Origin of the sequence: Pseudomonas sp. 51_B (assembly GCF_017491595.1) — a bacterium.
GTDB classification, from domain to species: Bacteria; Pseudomonadota; Gammaproteobacteria; order Pseudomonadales; family Pseudomonadaceae; genus Aquipseudomonas; species Aquipseudomonas promysalinigenes.
Window position 1 is genome coordinate 389,153 of the sequence record NZ_JAFGYW010000002.1, and the last position, 19,340, is coordinate 408,492.

The window sequence follows — 19,340 nt, forward strand, 5'->3', positions numbered from 1 at the left end:
TCAGGAAGACATGAAAACATTACTGCGTCTATTGAAGAGTTTCTGGATTCTCCTGCCACTGCTGTGGTTGGCGAGCCTGTTGATCTGCTGGCTGATAGCGCCGCTGGTACCGGTCTTGCGTCACCACGTGCCTGAGGCACTGGCGATCATCAGTGCCTGCTTCCTGCTGGTGGTGGTGTTGCGCCAGTACCAGCGGATTCGTGCCGAGCACAACCTGGAGAACCTGCTGCAGATCGAGGTCGACCGCTCGTGGAATGCCACCGGCGAATTCCGAGATCAGCAGGTGCTGCGCGAGCGCCTCAAGCATGCCATCGCCATGCTGCGTACCGACCGCTCAGCCGGTGGCGGCGGCAAAGCGGCGTTGTCCGACCTGCCGTGGTACCTGGTGATCGGCATGTCGGCGGCCGGCAAGACCTCGCTGCTGACCCATTCCGGGCTGTCGGCCAGTATCGCTACCGCTAACGACAGTGAAAGCGGCACTCAACACTGCGATTGGTACTTCAGCCCTGATGCGGTGATGATCGATACCGCCGGGCGTTACCTGCGTGACGACCAATCGGCCAGCGAGTTCTCCGCGTTCCTGCGCATGCTGCGCAAGCAACGTGGCAAATCGGCGATCAATGGCCTGGTGTTGGTGGTCAGCCTGCCTGAGCTGCTGGCTGCCAACAGCGAGGAGCGTCACGCCCTGGCCGAACAACTGGTGGCGCGGGTGCAAGAATACGCGCAGTGCCTTGACGCCAACCCACCGGTCTACCTGATGCTGAGCAAGACCGACCAACTGCCTGGCTTCAATCAGGCTTTCGACGGCCTGGACCTACAGCAACGCCAGCAGCCACTGGGCATGACCTTCGGCCTGTCAGAGATACGCAACAACGGCCTGCATGCCGTGTTGCAAGCCCGGCTGAAAAACCTTCAAGGCCACGTCCGCCAGCACGTCGACGCGCAGATGATCGCGCTGGGTGCCGAGGCCGACAGCACGCTGCTGAACTTCCCGCAGTACTTCGCTGCCCTGAGCGGGGTGCTCGAACAGTTCCTCGAACATTTCACACGTACCCACCAAAGCGCTGCGCTGCTGCTGCGCGGTGTTTACTTCACCAGCGCGCTGCAGACCGATCAGCAACTGGGGCAGGTGTACGAAGACGCCATCGCCGATGAATTCGCCCTCAAGGCCGCCTACGATGAAGACACCGCCAGTACGGGCAAGGTGGCCGGCAACCGCAGCTACTTCATCACCGATACGTTCCGCAAAGTGATCTTCCCTGACCGCGACCTGACCCTGTTCCAATCGCGCCAGGGTGGCCAGGGTGCTTTCAGCCCATTGATATTGGGCCTTGCGGCAGCCGCCGGTGTGCTGTTCGTTGGCTGGCAAGCTCTGTCATTCGCCAACAATCGCCAATGGCTGGACAGCTTGCGCGGGCAGCTGGCGCAAATCGAGCAGGCAGAGGATCGCGAGCAGGTACTGGCCGCCGGCAAGGGCCTGCAACTGCTGCGCGAACAGATGGCTATCGTTGAGGCCCATCGCCTGCAAGGTGTGCCGCTGCAACTGAGCGCAGGCTTGTACCATGGCGAGGCGATCCACCAGGTGGCTCGCTCCGCTTACCTGACGCAACTGCGCAGCCAGGCCTTGGAGCCAATTGCTCGCAATCTGCAGATGCAGATGCGCGCATTCAACACCTTTGCCAGCAGCATCAACCAAGACCTGGACTTCACTCCCGCTGCGCCCCCGACCAAGCTCGGCCGCAAACCCCTGGCACCGGCCGTGGCGGCCAAGGCCCAGGCGGCATTGAGCAAGACCCGCGTCGGCGCCTACGCCGCCAAGGTCAACCTGGCCACCGCAAGCGATGCGGCCGATTTGTCGGCCACGACCGGCGGGCTGTCGCTCTCCGAAGAAATGCTCGGACGCCTGGACGAGCAGCAGGTGGCGTCGATCATCGACGCCTACAACACGCTCAAGCTCTACCTGCTGCTGACCGAGCCCCAAGCCCATCCGGAGCCGGCCTTCATCGCCGCCAGCCTCCCGCAAGCCTGGGCCAGTGCCGCGGCCCAGGGCTCGCCAGCAGAGGCCAGCCTGATCGATGAAAACGTACCGCTTTATGTGCAACTGCTGGAACAGGGCGAGGCACCGTCGCTACCGCGCAACGAGCAACTGATCGCCGAAACCCGGGAAAACCTCAAATCGTTCATGATCTCCAGCACCCTGGTGGATCGGGAGTACCTACGCCTGCAGCTTGAATCCAGCCGCCAGTTCCCCGTACTCAGCCTCAATGACTTGGTGCCGCAACCAGGCCGGGCGCTGCTGTATGGCTCGGCAGGCGTACCTGCGATCTACACCCGTCAGGGCTGGGACAGCTTCGTCAAGCCCGAGCTGATCAAGCTGGTGTCTGGCAACCTGCGCAACGAATCGGACTGGGTGCTCGACGGTGAGGGGGGTGATGCCATCGTGCAGAAGGCCAACTTCGTTCGCGAGTTCATGGCCCGCTACAAGCGCGACTACACCCAGGCCTGGTACAAGATGGTCAGCAGCGTTGGCGTACGGCATTTCGCCGACCTGGCATCGGCCACCGAGCATCTGGGCCTGCTCAGCGATGTACAGCATTCGCCGGTCAAGAACCTGCTGGCAGCGGTCAACGAGAACACCCAATGGGACCTGCCTGTGAAGCACGCGGTCCCCACCCCAGGTGCGAGCCGCGACGATGGTTTCTGGAGCAAGGTTACCGGGCTACTCGATACCAAAGAGGCGTCGCCCACCCATGTCGCCCCTGCCCTGCCGGCAGTCGACGACGGCAGCCTGGCCAAGCGTTTCGAGCCGGTGGCACGGGTGTTTGCCGAGAACAACGCCGAAGGCGCTGACAGCACCATCATGGACCGTTACCTGGCTGCGCTGCGCAAGCTCAAAGTGCGCATGAACAACATCCAGCGCTCGCAGGATGTGGGTAAGAGCAGCAAACAACTGATCAGCGAAACTCTCGAAGGCCAGCCGAGCGAAGTCACCACCGTGCGCAACTACGTGGAAAGCAGTGTGGACACCAGCCAGGACGGCCTGTCGCGCTCGCTGCAGGCGCTGTTCAGCCTGCCGATCCAGTACGCCTGGGCGACCTTGCGTGACCCCGCCGGCCAGCAGATCGCCAAAGCCTGGGCGCAACAGATCGCCAAGCCCTGGGAACAGGTCATGGCGCACCGCTATCCGATTGCCGGTGGCAGCCGCAACGAGGCCTCGGTCAAAGACCTGCAACGGTTCGTCGACCCCGAGAGCGGCCTGTTACCAGCCTTCAAACGCAATGAAATCGGTAACCTGGCAGGTGGCGAAGGCCTGGGCGCCGGCAACGGCAAGGGGCCTGCGCTGGTCAATCCGCGCATGCTCAACAGCATCGACAAGGCAAGTTCGGTGGGCCAGGTGATCGCCAGCCTGTCTGATCGCGATAACGGGTTCGAGATCATGCTCGAGCCTTCGGCCAATTTCACCGATATCGTGTTCACCCTTGACGGCCAGGAACAGCACTACCGCAATGGCCGCAGCAGCTGGGGCCGCTTCGCCTGGCCCGGCACCAGCAATGCACCTGGCGCCCGCCTGGATGTCGTGACCTTGAGCGGCACCCGCGTCACAGTGTTCGATTTCCCTGGGCGTTGGGGCCTGCTGCGCATGAACGAGAGCGCCCGCGTCGATGACCTGGACGGCATCCAGCAGCGTTTCAGCTGGAACACTGCCAACGGCCGGGTGAGCCTGGTCGTGCGTAACTTCGGTGGGGTCAAGCTGACCGACCTGGGTGAGGTCAAGGCCCTCAGCGCCCTCAATGACAGGGGCGCACAATGATTGGTTGCTTCGGCAAACTGCCGTCGAGCGCGGACTTCGTCAGCCTGCATGGCGCGGCGGAAGAAGTCTGCGAATTCGACGCCTGGCTGCAGTCCTCACTGGCGGCAATGCGCCACCGTGAGGACTGGCAGGCGTTGTTCGACGCACTGCCGATGTGCTTTTTCAACTACCGAGCGCGCAATGGCAACTGGTTACTGGGTGGCCTGCTGAGTTCGCGTGATGCCAGCCAGCGGCGTTACCCGTTCTTTATCTTCCAACTGCTCAAAGGCGAGCCAGGGGCGGCACTGGTCAACCCGTTCACCCTCGGTGAACTGTTCAGTGCACAGATCAAGCCGTTGCTGCATCAGGCAGTACTGGGGGCCGATCGCACCTTGCTGTTCGAACAGGTCAAAGCGCTGCGACCGCTTCAGGCACAGGACCTGGACCTGTTCCGCCGGGTGCATGGCAAGTTTCTTCGCGACTTCAGTTTTGCCGATGTGGCCCGCGCCCTGCACGGCTCCTGGCCCAACTTCGACAGCGCCAATGCGTTGGCGCAGCTCAAGGCCTGCTGGGCCTCGCTGCACGGCGACTTCGAAGGCGGCATCGAGCTGCCATTGCCAGCAGAACGCGGCCTGAAAAACCCCACGGCGGATCTCTGGCTGGACTGGCTGATGCGCATGAGCGGGCACCCAGGCGTGCCGGCAGTCAACCTGCTGGCCGACGACTTCATGCACCCGCGGCTGTTCTGCTTTTCATCACGCCATGCCAACAGCGCCTATCGCCTGCTGACGGGCTGCGCCGATGCGCAGCAGCACCGCAAGCTGCTGAACCCGCTGGCAGCAACACCGTGCACCTACGATTACGACCGACCTCTTGAACACATCATCGACCAATTCGTCGAAGCGCTGGATACGACGCCTGTATGAACAAGATCAAGTACTACTGCCTGCGTTATCAACCCTACCTGCTGGGGGTGGCGTTCTTCCTGGCGATCTTCCTGGTCTGGGCGATTGGCCGTGCCCTGGGCTTCGCCTCGCTGCACAGCCTGCTGGCGGGCATCGGGGTATTTCTGTTGCTTTCGGCAGGCTATGTACTGCTGCTTTACCGCGGCGCCGGCCAGCACCATAACCTTGAGGGCCTGCTGCGCGATGACGCTGACCAGGCAGTGCTCAATGCCACCCCGGCCGACCGCGAAGAGGTGAGCCTGCTACGCGAACGCCTGTTGCAGAGCCTTGAGCGCCTGCACAGCAACAAGCCGCGCGGCACCCCTGCCAAAGATGCGCTATACGCCCTGCCCTGGTACTTGGTGATCGGCCAGCCGGCGGCGGGCAAAAGCACGATGATCCTGCAATCGGGCCTGAATTTTCCCTATGCCGAGCGTGAAGGCGCCCGGGTGTCGGGCCTGGGCGGTACGCGCAACTGCGACTGGTTCTTCAGTGCTGAGGCAGTGTTGCTGGACACCGCCGGGCGTTACATGAACAGCCCGGAAGAAGCCGGCAAATGGCGCGGCTTCCTGCAACTGCTGCGCCAGCATCGGCAACGTCGTCCGCTCAATGGTCTGATCGTCAGCGTCAGCATTGCCGACATCCTGCAGGGTTCACCTGAAGACCTGGAGCGCGTGGCCAAACGCCTGCGTGAGCGCATTCAGGAGAGCTGCGCGCTGTTGGAAGTGCGCTTGCCGATCTACCTGGTGTTCACCAAGAGCGACCTGATTGCCGGTTTCACCCCGTTCTACCGCCAGCTGGATGACGCTGCACGGGGTGAGGTGATGGGTAAAACCTTCTCGCACAAAGGCTACGAACAGGCCAATTGGGGCCAACGCTTTGCCAAAGCGATGGATGAATTGACCGGCTACTGGCAGCAGGTGGCGAACCAGCAGTTGGTGCAGCAGGACATTCAGGTCACTCGGCAAAACGACGCTGCCTACCGTTTCCCGTTGGAATTGGCAGCCCTTAAACCGCGCCTTGAACAGTTCGTCGATAGCCTGCTGCGCACCAACCCGTACCAACCCGCAGAAATGCTGCGTGGTTTCTACTTCACTGCTGCCCTGGAGGCGGACCAGGCCCGGTGGGGTAGCCACGGCCAACATGTGGCAGAGCGCTTCGCCCTGGAACAGAGCGCAGACGCGACCGGCACCGCCGGCCAGGCAGCGCCTCTGTTCATCAATAGCCTGTTCCGCAAGGTCATCATCCCCGACCAGCATCTGGTCGCTTTGTACACCAGCAACCATCGCGAACGCCGGCGCAAGGCCGCCTGGATAGGCGCCGCGAGCCTCGCAGGCCTGGTGCTGTGCAGCCTGTGGGGATGGTCGTACCTGAACAACCGCGCCACCCTAGCCAGCATCGCTGACGAATTGGCCCAGGCCAAGTCCGCTGATGAGGTTGCGAACGGTCAATACACGGCTTGGCATAGCCTCGACCGCCTGCGCTTCTGGACTGCGCACTATTATCGGCAGCACCACGATCAGGGAGTCCCGCTCGGCATGCGCCTTGGCTTGTACAAAGGCCATGATGTGGAACCGACCCTGCGCAGCCGTTATTTCACAACTTTGCAGAGCGTGATGCTCAAGCCCACCGCGGATAATCTGACCCGCACCCTATACCTGCTGACCACCCTCAAGGTCTACCAGCGCAACAGCCGCGAGCTGCTGCCTGTCACCGGTGTCGATAGCGTTCAGGCCCAGGCACTGCCACAGGACAACCGCGCACAGTCGATTGCAGACTTCGGCAAGGCTACATTGGACACCTACGTGATGCTTTCACCAGCCCAGCGCGAAAAAGCCGACCCGGCTTTCCTCAAAGCGCACATGCCGGACTACTGGTACCCAGACATCGCCCGCCAGACCGGCAAGACGCTGGCAGAAGCTGGCGCACAAAGCGCTAACCAGGACTACCTGTATGCCAGCCGCCAGATCACGTTCTACAGCGACCAGATTCACGAGCCGGATGTACCGCGCATTCTTGACAACGCCTTCCTGATGTCCAGCTCGCGCAACTACATCGACAGCCTGCGGGCTCAGTCGCTGCGGGCGATCGAGACCATCACGCTTGAATCCGACACCCTGTTTGCCTTCGGTCGCGCGGACTTCCAGAGCCTGAAGAACGAGGGCCAGAGCCAGCTGAGCGCAATCGCCAGCAAACTGTTGAACACCCCCAACATTGGCAAGATCGTGATCTCGGGCCACGCCGATCAACTCGGTGATAGCCAGGGCAACCTGCAGGTGTCCAAGCAGCGCGCCCAGACCATCCGCACCTACCTGGTCGGCAAGGGGGTGCCCGCCGAACTGGTGGTAGCCCAGGGCGAAGGCAGCCGCAAGCCGCTGGTCAACTGCGACATGCAGCAACCCCGGGCGCAGTTGATCAAGTGCCTGGAGCCCAACCGCCGGGTAGAAATCGAAGTTCGCGGCCTCAACTGAGGCCGCACTGCAAAAACCGGCCACCCGGGCCTCACTGGAGGAAGCCCGGAGGGCGGCAAGCTACCTCTGCCGACTGGGTCGGCGAGGTCAAAACCAAGGGGTGCATGAGCAACCCTTCAATGATGTTAATGGAGAGTTTCACAATGGCTTTTGACGCGTATATCCAAATCGACGGCATCCCAGGCGAAGTACTGGATGAAAAACACAAGGACTGGATCGAAGTGCTGGGCTACGAGTACGGCGCCACCCAGGCCACCTCGGCTACCGCAAGCTCCTCGGGCGGTGCTTCCTCCGAGCGTGTTGCCCTGAGCGACTTCAAGATCCGCAAGGCAGTCGACAAGGCCTCGGCCAAGCTGTTCGAGCACTGCTGCACCGGCAAGCACATCGCCAAACTCAAGCTGAACGTCAACCGTGCCGGTGGCGACAAGGTCACCTACCTGACCATCGACATGGAAGAAGTGGTCGTGTCGTCCGTGCGCTTCGTCGCCGGTGGCAACCAGGGCGGCGAAGACAAAGCCGTGAGCGACCTGCCGATCGAAGAGATCAGCTTCAACTTCGCCCGCATCAAGACCACCTACACCCAACAGAACCGCACCGACGGCCAGGCCGGCGGCAACATCGTCGGTGGCTGGGACCGCACCGCGAACAAGGTGTTCGCCTAAGCACCTATGTGCGCATGGGCCGCGCGCGCGGCCCATGTTCCGCGTTGTGCCGGCTGGCCCGGCACGCCGCTTCCTTTGCCTGAACAGAGTGTTTTATGCCTGAAATCCTCAAAGACCTTTCGCTGGCCGAGCTGGCCGCACCGATAGACGGTGGCAGTGGCGAAGACTTGAGCTTCTCCGCCTTGTTCGATCAGATCAAGGAGGCCCGCCGGGCAGACCCTGACTACCTGACCCAAGGCGACTGGCAGACCGACCTGAAAACCGCCGATTGGGAACAGGTCATCCAGCTATCGGCTCAGGGTTTGATCGAGCAGAGCAAAGACTTGATGCTGGTGGCCTGGCTCAGCGAAGGCCTGGCCCATCGCGAGCACTTCGACGGCATCACCTTTGGCCTGGAACTGACCGAGCGCATTCTCGACACATTCTGGGAAAGCGCCTACCCATCGCTTGACGACGGCCTGGAGGAGCGCGCTGCACGGCTTTCCTGGCTCAAAACCACGCTCACCGACATTGCCGGTGGCTTGCCCATTACCCAAGGGCAGAATTTCGGCGTGCTGCGCTACGACGAATCACGCCATGTAGAAAACCTTGCATTGCAAAACCCCAAGGCGATGCAAACTGCCTTGAACGAAGGCAAGATCAATGCCGAAATCTTCCAGCGCTCGGTGGCACTGAGCGACACTGAGCACCTGCGCGACAAGGCCTTGCAGCTGGCCGCCAGCCTGCAGGCCTGCAATCGGCTGCAAACCAGCATCGACCGCTTGTTCGGGCATGAAGCTCCAAGCTTTGCGAGCCTTGCAGACATGCTCACGCGCGCAAGCCAGCTGGCTGAAAAATTGCTCAAGGACCGCGGGGTGGAACTGCATCCTGCGGCATTGACCGAAGCAACCCCTGACAGCACTCCTGCCCACCACAGCGAGGCAGATGAACCGATGAGCACGCCCGCCCTAAGCGCCACACCGGCGCCCATGCGCACCACGCCACTGACCCGCGATGAAGCCTTCACCATGCTCGCCGGCATCGCTCAGTTCTTCAAGCAGAGTGAGCCGCAAAGCCCGGTCCCTTATCTGATCGAGCGCGCCATCAAATGGGGCAACATGCCGCTGGAAGGCTGGCTGAGCGACGTGATCAAGGACAGCAATGTGGTGGACAACATTCGCGATGTGCTGGGCACCCGCGAACGGTCCTGATTTTCTAGCGACCGCGTTGGCTCGTTCGCGGACAAACCCGCGAACTAGCCGGTCACAGCCCAGGCAAATACTGCTACCTTGAGCGTTCCGACCCGCCAAGGACCGCTTTATGTCGCCTCGCCAGCCCACCCCCAACGGGTTCATCCGCGTGCGCGGTGCCCGTGAACACAACCTCAAGAACGTCGACGTCGACATCCCCCGTGACGCGCTGGTGGTGTTTACCGGGGTGTCGGGCTCGGGCAAATCCTCCCTGGCCTTCTCCACGCTCTATGCCGAAGCCCAGCGCCGCTACTTCGAATCAGTGGCCCCCTACGCCCGGCGGCTGATCGACCAGGTGGGCGTGCCGGACGTCGACGCGATCGAAGGCCTGCCCCCGGCCGTGGCCCTGCAACAGCAGCGTGGTACCCCCAGCGCCCGATCGTCGGTGGGCAGCGTCACTACACTGTCCAGCTCGATCCGTATGCTGTATTCGCGCGCCGGTCACTATCCGGCCGGGCAGCCGATGCTGTACGCCGAGGACTTCTCGCCCAATACCCCCCAGGGCGCCTGCCCGCAGTGCCATGGCCTGGGGCGGGTTTATGAAGTGACCGAAGCGACCATGGTTCCCGACCCGTCACTGACCATCCGCGAGCGTGCCGTGGCGGCATGGCCGATGGCCTGGCAGGGGCAGAACCTGCGTGACATCCTGGTGACCCTGGGCTACGACGTCGACATCCCGTGGCGCGAACTGCCCCAGGAACAGCGCGACTGGATTCTCTACACCGAAGAAACGCCCACCGTGCCGGTATACGCGGGCCTGATACCTGCACAGACCCGTGCAGCGCTCAAGCGTAAGCTGGAGCCGAGTTATCAGGGCACCTTCAGCGGCGCACGGCGCTATGTACTGCACACCTTCATGCATTCGCAAAGCGCACAGATGCGCAAACGCGTGGGGCAATTCATGCGGCCCAGCGCGTGCCCTGCATGCCAGGGCAAGCGGCTCAAGCGTGCGGCTCTTGAGGTGACGTTCGCCGGGCGTGACATCGGTGAGCTGTCGCGGCTGTCGTTACAGGCATTGGCCCAGGTGCTGCGCCAAGTGGCAGCTCCCGACTACCTGGACGCGCACGATGATGGGCTGACACTGGAAAAGCGCCTGGCTGCACAACGCATTGCCAACGAACTGTTGGAGCGGATCGATACCCTGATCGACCTGGGCCTGGGTTATCTGGCCCTTGAACGCAGCACACCCACCCTGTCATTTGGCGAACTGCAACGCTTGCGCCTGGCCACACAGCTCAACTCGCAGCTGTTCGGGGTGATCTATGTGCTCGACGAGCCTTCGGCCGGCTTGCATCCCGCGGACAGCCAAGCGCTGTTCGATGCCTTGCAGCGGCTCAAGCAGGCGGGCAACTCGGTGTATGTCGTGGAGCACGATTTGGATACCATGCGCCGCGCCGACTGGTTGGTGGACGTCGGCCCTGCGGCCGGTGAACATGGCGGGCAGGTCCTGTACAGCGGCCCGCCTAGTGGCCTGGCGCAGATCAAGGGCTCACCCACCGCTGCCTACTTGTTCGCCAAGCAGCGCCCTACTGAGCGCACGCCCCGCCAGCCCCACGATTGGCTGGTGCTTGATGGCATCACGCGCAACAACCTCGACAATGTCAGTGCGCGCTTTGCTTTGGGCTGCTTCACATCGGTAACCGGCATTTCAGGCTCAGGCAAGTCGAGCTTGGTGAGCCAGGCCCTGCTGGAGCTGGTGGGTGCACATTTGGGCCAGGCCAAACAGCAAGATCAGACGCCAGAGTACAGCCTTGAAGATGAACCCGAGGCGCCCAGCAGCGGCCGCGTCAGCGCGGGGCTTGGCAGCATCAAGCGGCTGGTGCAGGTCGACCAGAAGCCCATCGGCCGCACGCCACGCTCGAACCTTGCGACCTATACCGGGCTGTTCGATGGCGTGCGCAAACTGTTTGCCGCCACTGAGCAGGCCAAGGCCTGCGGCTTCGATGCCGGGCGCTTTTCGTTCAATGTGGCCAAGGGGCGTTGCGAAAACTGCGAAGGCGAAGGCTTCGTCAGTATCGAGCTGCTGTTCATGCCGAGTGTCTATGCCCCCTGCCCGACCTGCCATGGCGCCCGTTACAACCCCGAGACGCTGGCAGTCACCTGGCAGGGGATGAACATCGCCCAGGTGCTGCAACTGACCGTCGAGCAAGCGCTGCAGGTGTTTGCCGATCAACCATCGGCGCGGCGTTGCCTGGAAGTTCTGCAGGATATCGGCCTGGGCTATTTGCGCCTGGGCCAGCCGGCCACCGAGCTTTCCGGCGGCGAGGCGCAGCGGATCAAGCTGGCCACCGAACTGCAGCGGGTGACCCGCGCAGCGACCTTGTATGTGCTGGACGAACCCACCAATGGCCTGCATCCACAGGATGTCGATCGCTTACTGGCACAGCTCAACCGCCTGGTCGAGGCCGGGCACAGCGTCGTGGTGGTCGAGCACGACATGCGCGTGGTGGCGCAGAGTGACTGGGTGATCGACATCGGTCCAGGGGCCGGGGACGCAGGTGGCAAGGTGGTGGCAAGTGGTACGCCACAGCAGGTGGCTGAGTGTGAACACAGCCGCACAGCCGGGTTTCTAGCGCGCGCCTTGGGCGGCACACCATGAGCACCGTTCGGCCAGCGCAACAAAGCGCCGAGGGGTTGCGCTCATGGTCAAACGCACCAAAGCCTTGACTCAAACATCTGTTCACACAGCCACAAGCCCTGAAGTACAGTCAGCGCCATGAACAAATACGCCCCGCGCCAGTGGCTGCCCCACGAAAAGCCCAGCCTCCCCGGCTCCCCTTCCACGCCTCTGCATTCCCCGGCCAAGCGCCTGGCATTCGGGTTGGTCGGGCTGCTGGTGGCGATCACCGGTGGCCTGGGTAATGCTTTGGTCACTGCCAACCTGGTGTTTCTGCAAGGCGCGCTAGGCGCGACCAGTGCCGAGATGGCCTGGCTGCCAGCGGCCTATGTGATGACCAACGTGTCGATGAACCTGTTGTTGGTCAAGTTCCGCCAGCAGTTCGGCCTGCGCGCTTTTACCGAAGTGTTTCTGGTGCTGTATGTCCTGGTGACCTTCGCCCACTTGCTGGTCAACGACTTGAACTCGGCCATCGCCGTGCGCGCCGCCCACGGCATGGTGGGCGCCGCGCTGAGTTCGCTTGGGCTTTATTACATGATCCAAGCGTTCCCCGAGCGTTGGCGGCTCAAGGCCATGGTGCTGGGCCTGGGCGCGTCGCAGCTGGCGCTGCCGCTTGCGCGGATTTTCTCCGAAGACCTGCTGCAAATGGCGCAATGGCGTGGCCTGTACCTGTTCGAACTGGGGCTGGCACTGTCGGCACTGGGCTGCGTGCTGTTACTCAAGCTGCCACCGGGGGACCGCTTCAAAACCTTCGAACCGCTGGACTTCCTCACTTTCACCTTGATGGCCAGCGGGGTGGCCCTGCTTTGCGCCGCCCTGTCCCTGGGGCGTATCGACTGGTGGCTGGAAGCACAATGGATTGGCGTGGCCTTGGCCTGCTCCATCGCCCTGATCTTCACCGGCCTTGCCATCGAGCACAACCGCCAGAACCCACTGTTGATGACCCGCTGGTTGGGCAGCGGCGCGATCATTCGCCTGGGCCTTTGCGTCATTCTGATTCGCATGGTCACCTCTGAGCAGTCCACCGGCGCAGTGGGCTTTTTGCAAATGCTCAACATGGGCAGCGAACAGATGCGCCCCCTGTACTGGGTCATGCTGCTGGGGGCCGTTGCGGGCCTGGCCAGCAGTGCGCTGACCATCAGCCCAAAGCACCTGATCATTCCGCTGTTCGTTTCGCTGTTGGCGATGGCCACGGGGGCGTTCATGGACAGCCACTCCAGTAACCTCACGCGCCCCGCGCAAATGTACCTGAGCCAATTCCTGCTGGCGTTTGGCAGCACCTTTTTCCTCGGCCCGTCGATGGCCCTGGGCATCAGCCATGTGCGCGCCAACCCGCGCAACCTGGTGAGCTTCTCGGTGCTGTTCGGCATTTGCAACAACCTCGGTGGGTTGATCGGCGCAGCGTTGCTGGGCACCTTCCAGACCTGGCGCGAGAAGTATCATTCCAACCACCTGGTGGACCGCCTCAGCTTCCTGGAACCGCTGGTCAGCGCCCGTGTTCAAAGTGGCGGCGCGGGCTATGCAAGGGTGCTCGCCGACCCGGCGCTGCGCAGCGAAGCAGGCCTGCGCGCGTTGGCCAACGCCGCCACGCGCGAGGCCAATGTGATGGCCTATAACGATGTATTCATGCTGATCGGCAGCATCGCCGTGCTGACCATGGTCTGGATTACCCTTCGCGGTTCCTGGCTGTGGTATGTCTCGCGCCAGGCTGCATCCCCCGACGCCACCAGCGGTACCGCCAGTCAATGACCGAAGATACTCGCAGCACCACCACCACTGCCCTTGCCGAAACCCCAGAGGGCAGCGCGCCACCCAGTGAACCCACAAGCCCTGTGCGCACGCGGCGGGTACGTATTCTGTCGTCGATCAGTTTTGCCTGCGTGGCATTGGCAGGCGTACTGGTCGTGCTGTACGCCTGGAACCTGCCGCCCTTCAGCAGGGCTATCGAAAGCACCGAAAATGCCATGGTGCGCGGCCAGGTGACGATCATTGGGCCGCAGTTGAGCGGCTATGTGGTCCAGGTGCCGGTGCATGATTTTCAGTTCGTCAAAGCCGGCGACTTATTGGTGAAGCTGGACGACCGCATCTATACCCAGCGCCTGGCCCAGGCCATCGCACAGCTGCAACAGCAACAGGCGGCGCTGGCCAATAACCAACAGCAGCGCATCAGTGCCCAAGCCACCATCGCCCAGCGCCAGGCGGCGATCAACGATGCAGCGGCGCAGGCCAACAAGGCCAAGGCTGACCTTGCCCGCAACCAGGCGCTGGTCAGCGACGGGTCGGTGTCTCGCAGCGCCCTGGACCTTGCCCGGGCCAGTGAAGCGGCCGCCGTGGCCAGCCTGGCCCAGGCCAAGGCCGCGCTGGAAATCGCCCGCCAGGACCGCGAAACGGTCATCGTCAACCGCGCTTCGCTGGAGGCCTCGGTGGAAAACGCCAAAGCGGCCGTCGAGCTGGCTCGCATCGACCTGGACAACACCCGTATCACTGCACCGCGCGATGGCCAGCTGGGTCAGATTGGCACGCGTTTGGGTGCCTACGTCAACTCCGGCGCGCAATTGATGGCACTGGTGCCCGATACCTTGTGGGTGGTCGCCAACATGAAGGAAACCCAGATGGCCGATGTGCGGATCGGTCAACCCGTGAGTTTTACCGTCGACGCCTTGAACCACTACAAGCTATATGGCCACGTGCAGCAGATTTCACCGGCAACCGGCTCCGAGTTCGCCCTGCTCCAGGCCGACAACGCCACCGGTAACTTCGTGAAGATTGCCCAGCGTATTCCAGTGCGCATTACCGTCGACCCCGACCAGCCTGAGGCGGGACGTTTGCGCCCGGGGATGTCGGTGGTAGTGAGCATCGACACCCGCGAACCTGCAGGGCACCATTGACTGCTACCCTGCGGCGTCCTGTCGCAGGCATTGACCTCTTGGGCAAATCGTACATAAGCCGTAGAATCGCGCATCCTTTTCGCCCGTCGCCTTGAACGGTGGCAACCGGCAGCAACGACACAGTCCAGGCCTGACACATGCCCCCATGTGAAATAGGCTCAACCGAACCCGCCCAGCCCACTTCCTTCAGGGGCTAGCGGTTGAGTCTTGCCCAGGTCGCATCCAGCCCAGGCACATCCGTGCAGTTTTTTCGGCCCTCGATGGGGCCGTTTTGCGTGGGCGTTCGAAAAGGCGTTTTCTGACCGCCACTCCAACTTGAGGTTTGTATGTCTGCGCGTTTGCTGGCCATGGCGCTGGCGCCCTTGCTCGGGCTGTTCATCATTGCCCTGGGCAACGGCTTTATGTCTTCCCTTACCACCCTGCGCCTGGACGCTGCCGGCGAATCGGCAACGACCATCGGTATCGTCTCGTCGACCTACTTCATCGGCCTGACCCTGGGCGCCATCTTCAACGATCGGTTGATCCTGCGTATTGGCCATATCCGTGCCTACACCAGCTTTGCCTCGCTGATCGCTGCAACCATTTTGCTGCAAGGTCTGTTCTACGACACCACCTGGTGGTCGGTACTGCGCCTGATCAACGGCTGGGCGGCAGTGGGCGTTTTCCTGGTGATCGAAAGCTGGTTGCTGCTGGCCGGTGACGCGAAGATCCGTGGGCGCCTACTGGCGCTGTACATGATCGCGTTTTACGGCGCAGGTGTGATCGCCCAGGCAGGCCTTGGCGAAATCACCCAGTTGGGCGAAAGTGCCCCGTTCATGCTCGCCGGCATGCTGGCGGCGCTGTCGGTGCTGCCGATCGTGATTCTGCCGCGGGTATCGCCGCTGCTGGACCAGGTCGAGCCGCTCAAGCCTCGGCAACTGTTGGGCGTGGCACCCTCGGGGCTGGTCGGCTGCTTCGGCTCGGGTGTGGTGATTGCCGGCATCTACGCGCTGTTGCCGCTGTACTTACAGCGCATCGGCCTGGATGTTGGCGAGGTCGGCAACATGATGGCCTGGGTGATCCTTGGCGCCATGCTGCTGCAATATCCGGTGGGGCGCTGGTCCGACCGTAAGGACCGCCAGGATGTTCTGATCGCCTTGGCCGCGCTTTGCATGGTGCTGTCGCTGGTGACGGTGTTCCTGCCTTCGCATTCTGCGCTGCTGCCGGCGATGCTGTTCCTGCTCGGGGGCGGTGTGTTCGCCCTGTACCCTGTGGCGGTCAGCCATGCAGCCGACCGAGCGCCGTCCGATGCGCTGGTGCCGATGATCCAAGGGTTGCTGCTGATCAACTCACTGGGCTCGGCAATGGCGCCGTTGGCCATTTCGCCGGCCATGACTGAGTATGGCGAGGTAGGGCTGTTCTGGGCCTTTGCCGTGGTCAACCTGGGCATGGTGTGTTTCTTCCTCTGGCGGCGTGGTAAGCGGCCGGCCGCTGAGCACCCTGCGCCGTTCACAGCTTCGACCACCTTCTCACCGACCGGTGCCGAATTACGGGTGACCGAAGACCTGATGCATGCGGCGCAGGAGCACCCACCGCTTCAGCCTGCACAGGCCAGTGAAACGGCAGCGCAGCCAGACGCCAGGTAGCCGAAGGGTCGTTAAAGCGTAACGCTGCCCCCTCAAGGTCGACCTTGCCTGAATTGGGGGCAGCCGCGAACACCGGGTCAGGCTTTGCCATCAGCCCAGTATGAGGAGTTGTCACGGACTGGGCATTGATTGCTACCGCCCGTCGCCTATCGGGCACCCCTGGCACGCACGTGGGCCAAAGCAATGACAGATCATCCTTACAGGAGACGTGCCATGACCCGCGTTCACTCGATGTTGCTCGCCCTAGCCGTAGGCCTCGCCACCACGACCAGCTACGCCGCTACGGACATGACCAATACCGACAGCCACCCGAAAGTCGACGAGCGCGGCGGCAAGACCGCCGGCGAAGGTAGCAGCGTCAACAGCCCGGGTGGTACCAAAGACAACGACAGCAGCGATACCGGCAGCAACACCGATGCCGCCGATGGTGCAGCCGGCGGCTCGAACAGCACCGGTGAAGCCACGGGCTCCGGCGCAGGCCACAGCGGCGGTACCGCTGAAGACCAGGACAGCCGCTAACCGACTGCCCCTCGCCCGGCTCTGGGCGACTCTAATCACGAACACGGCCACTTCAGCGGGGTTCACCGCTGGGTGGCCGTTTCAGCTCCAGTATCGCGGTTCCTCGACAATCCTTGCGTGGGCTTCGAACAGCTCCGGCAGGCGTTCCTTGAGGTAGTCGATCCAGGTCCTGACCTTGGCGTCAAGGTAGTGCCGGGAAGGGTAAATGGCATAAAGCGCGTTTTCGCGGAGGCGGTACGGCGCCAGTAAGCGGCGCAGGCGCCCTTGCTCGATGGACTGGCTGGCGGTGTAGAACGGCAGCAGACCTATGCCCATACCCAGTTCGGTGGCAACCAGCATCGCATCCGCCACATTGGTCAGGAAGCTGTCGCGCGGAGCGATCACGCAATGATCCACGCCTTGGGGAAACACCCAATCACCTTCATGCATGGGATACGCCATGCGTAGGCAGCGGTGCTCGTGCAGGTCTGCCGGCCGCTCGGGCACGCCATGGTTTGCGAGGTAGCTGGGCGCGGCACAGGGAATACTGAAGATGGTGCCCAACGGTACTGCGATCAGTTGCGAGTCGGGCAAGGCCTGGTCAACGGTGATGACCACATCGTGCCCTTCTGCAAGGGGGTCGGGGTTGCGCTGGGACAGCGTCAGCTCTATCGCCACGTCTGGGTAGAGTGTGTTGTAGTCGGCCACCAGCGGCATCAGCAGCATGCCCAAACCATGTGGGCAGTGCAGCCGCAAGCGCCCCCGTGGGGTGAGGTGTGCCCCGCGCGCTTCTTCCATGGCTTCGTCGGTCAGCGCCATGATTTGCCGCGCCCGCTCCAGGAAGCGCTCACCCGCCTCGCTCATGCGCAGGCGCCGCGTGGTGCGGTGCAGCAGGCGGGTCTGTAACTGGTTTTCAAGTTCAGCGACGATGCGCGACACCTGTGCCGCAGAGATGTCGAGGGCGTTGGCGGCTGCAGCGAAGCTGCCGCATTCCACTACACGGGCAAACGTACGCATGGCGTGCAGCATATCCATCGGGCCTAATTCCTCGATCAGTCGGATTCATACGCTCAAGGCAAGAATCTATCACGAGTTAGGGCATTTATTGAAAATCACCAATGAATGCATGATGGCGCAACCGTGCAAAAGGAGTACGCCATGAAAGTTTCCATCGCTGTAGCCGCGCTGTCGTCGGCGCTTGCCTCATTCGGCGCGTTGGCCGGCTCATCCACGGGCGATACAGACGCCAAGCCGTATTCCTATGGCATGCCGCTGGATATCGCCAAGGTGATATCGATCACCCCGGCCAGCAACGCGGCGCGCTGCCAGGTCGGTACGGCGCATATGGTCTATGTCGATCACCAAGGCCAGGAACATGCCGTGGACTACCGGGAAATGGGCAACTGCTCGCAGCAGTGAGTCAGGCCAGTACCGCGTTGATCCAGCCAATCTGCTGGGCAAAATCTTCCCGTTTTTCCGCCGCCACAGCTTCGCGTGCCCGCTCGAAGTTGGCCAGGCTTTGTTGTTTCTGGCGCAGCATGCGTTGCCATTTGTGCAAAAATGCCGGGGCTTTTTCGCGCATCAGCAGCGGCCCGAAGTACAACTCTTCAGCGCTGTAGGTCACCCCTTCGCCGGGCTCGGCGACGATGATTTCATAGTCGAAACGGTTTTCCCGCAGCAACTCCTCGCTGACGATCTGGTAGCCGTTGCGCATCAGCCACTCGCGCAGTTCGCGCTCATCGCCATTGGGCTGCAGGACCAGGCGCTCGGTGCCGTTGAGCCGGGCTTTACCACGCTCAAGAATTTCGCACATGGTTTTGCCGCCCATACCGCACAGGGTAATGGCGCTGATGCAGTCGGTAGGCTGCAGGGCCTCCAGGCCGTCGGCCAGGCGCACGGTCACCACCTGGGTCAAGCCGTTGCGGGCCACGTTGCGCAGGGCCGATGCATAAGGCACTTGCGCCACCTCCCCGGCTACCGCGGCGGTGATACCACCGCGCAAGGCCAGGGCCACCGGCAGGTAGCCATGGTCCGAGCCGATGTCAGCCAGACGCGCGCCTTGCGGTACATGGGCCGCCACACGCTCCAGGCGCATCGATAATGTCTTTTCGTTCAACACCAGCCCCCTTGCTCAAAGTCGCCGGCGATTCTGACGGCCCAGGCGTGGTATTTCAATGCATACAGGCCCAACGGCTCGACCCTCGCGGCCTGCTCGCGTAGGCTTGCAGCTTTCCTTCCGTAGCAAGGCATGTACCCATGGCAGAGCTCATCTATACGCCCGATTCCGACGCCGACTCCATTTCCTCCGATGTAGCCCAGTACAATGGCATTCTGGTGACCACCCAGATCCCGACCAACCTGGAGGGTGACATCACTGAGCAGAGCGAAAGCATGCTGCAGGCGCTCAAAGAGGCGCTGGAAGGGGCCGGCAGCGGTATGGACCGGGTCATGCACCTGACCATCTACCTGACCGACATGGCCGACCGCCCGGCCTTCAACGAGGTGTACCAACGTTTCTTCAGCAAACCATGGCCAGTGCGTGCGGCAGTTGGCGTGGCGGCCCTCGCCTATCCTGAGATGCGTGTGGAAGTCACGGCCATGGCGGCCAAACGTTAA

At 62.5% G+C, this 19,340-nt stretch carries 14 protein-coding genes; 12 read left to right on the forward strand and 2 right to left on the reverse strand.

Annotated elements, in window-relative coordinates; all coding sequences use genetic code 11:
• Nucleotides 1-10 precede the first annotated feature (10 nt).
• From J5M56_RS04895 to J5M56_RS04940, 10 genes are all read left to right on the forward strand, one after another.
• The gene (locus J5M56_RS04895) at nt 11-3,811 is read left to right on the forward strand and encodes a type VI secretion protein IcmF/TssM N-terminal domain-containing protein (RefSeq protein WP_207870051.1); all 3,801 of its coding nucleotides are present in this window, start codon (nt 11-13) and stop codon (nt 3,809-3,811) included.
• Nucleotides 3,808-4,716 (forward strand): type VI secretion system-associated protein TagF, encoded by a 909-nt coding sequence (gene tagF / locus J5M56_RS04900; RefSeq protein WP_060476444.1) that lies wholly within the window; start codon nt 3,808-3,810, stop codon nt 4,714-4,716. The genes J5M56_RS04895 and tagF overlap by 4 nt, the downstream gene beginning before the upstream one ends.
• A complete protein-coding gene (gene tssM, locus J5M56_RS04905; RefSeq protein WP_207870053.1) occupies nt 4,713-7,205 on the forward strand; it encodes a type VI secretion system membrane subunit TssM in 2,493 nt (830 codons plus the stop codon). Before tagF ends, tssM begins: the two co-directional genes overlap by 4 nt.
• 143 nt (nt 7,206-7,348) lie before the next feature.
• Nucleotides 7,349-7,867 carry a type VI secretion system tube protein Hcp gene (locus tag J5M56_RS04910; RefSeq protein ID WP_060476446.1) on the forward strand — a complete coding sequence of 173 codons (519 nt, stop codon included), beginning with the start codon at nt 7,349-7,351 and terminating at the stop codon, nt 7,865-7,867.
• Between the two features lie 95 nt (nt 7,868-7,962).
• Nucleotides 7,963-9,057 (forward strand): type VI secretion system protein TssA, encoded by a 1,095-nt coding sequence (gene tssA, locus J5M56_RS04915; RefSeq protein ID WP_207870055.1) that lies wholly within the window; start codon nt 7,963-7,965, stop codon nt 9,055-9,057.
• 109 nt (nt 9,058-9,166) lie between these two features.
• Nucleotides 9,167-11,695, forward strand: coding sequence for an excinuclease ABC subunit UvrA (locus J5M56_RS04920; protein ID WP_207870057.1), 2,529 nt, complete (start codon nt 9,167-9,169; stop codon nt 11,693-11,695).
• A gap of 117 nt (nt 11,696-11,812) precedes the next feature.
• Nucleotides 11,813-13,462 (forward strand): MFS transporter, encoded by a 1,650-nt coding sequence (locus tag J5M56_RS04925; protein ID WP_207870059.1) that lies wholly within the window; start codon nt 11,813-11,815, stop codon nt 13,460-13,462.
• Nucleotides 13,459-14,601 carry an HlyD family secretion protein gene (locus J5M56_RS04930; protein WP_207870061.1) on the forward strand — a complete coding sequence of 381 codons (1,143 nt, stop codon included), beginning with the start codon at nt 13,459-13,461 and terminating at the stop codon, nt 14,599-14,601. Before J5M56_RS04925 ends, J5M56_RS04930 begins: the two co-directional genes overlap by 4 nt.
• Nucleotides 14,602-14,927: 326 nt before the next feature.
• The gene (locus J5M56_RS04935) at nt 14,928-16,226 is read left to right on the forward strand and encodes an MFS transporter (RefSeq protein ID WP_060476451.1); all 1,299 of its coding nucleotides are present in this window, start codon (nt 14,928-14,930) and stop codon (nt 16,224-16,226) included.
• Nucleotides 16,227-16,439: 213 nt separating this feature from the next.
• The gene (locus J5M56_RS04940; protein WP_060476452.1) at nt 16,440-16,745 is read left to right on the forward strand and encodes a hypothetical protein; all 306 of its coding nucleotides are present in this window, start codon (nt 16,440-16,442) and stop codon (nt 16,743-16,745) included.
• An 81-nt stretch (nt 16,746-16,826) separates the two neighbouring features.
• Here the strand turns inward: J5M56_RS04940 and J5M56_RS04945 are convergent, their stop codons facing one another.
• Nucleotides 16,827-17,759 carry a LysR family transcriptional regulator gene (locus J5M56_RS04945; protein WP_207870063.1) on the reverse strand — a complete coding sequence of 311 codons (933 nt, stop codon included), beginning with the start codon at nt 17,757-17,759 and terminating at the stop codon, nt 16,827-16,829.
• Nucleotides 17,760-17,882: 123 nt separating this feature from the next.
• Here J5M56_RS04945 and J5M56_RS04950 point away from each other — a divergent pair, with 123 nt between their 5' ends.
• Nucleotides 17,883-18,143 carry a DUF2790 domain-containing protein gene (locus J5M56_RS04950; protein ID WP_207870065.1) on the forward strand — a complete coding sequence of 87 codons (261 nt, stop codon included), beginning with the start codon at nt 17,883-17,885 and terminating at the stop codon, nt 18,141-18,143.
• Nucleotide 18,144: 1 nt separating this feature from the next.
• Here the strand turns inward: J5M56_RS04950 and J5M56_RS04955 are convergent, their stop codons facing one another.
• Nucleotides 18,145-18,840: a tRNA (adenine(22)-N(1))-methyltransferase TrmK gene (locus J5M56_RS04955; RefSeq protein WP_060476621.1), complete on the reverse strand. Its 696-nt coding sequence runs from the start codon at nt 18,838-18,840 to the stop codon at nt 18,145-18,147.
• Nucleotides 18,841-18,980: 140 nt separating this feature from the next.
• Here J5M56_RS04955 and J5M56_RS04960 point away from each other — a divergent pair, with 140 nt between their 5' ends.
• On the forward strand, nt 18,981-19,340 hold the full coding sequence (locus tag J5M56_RS04960) for a RidA family protein (protein ID WP_207870067.1): 360 nt from the start codon (nt 18,981-18,983) through the stop codon (nt 19,338-19,340).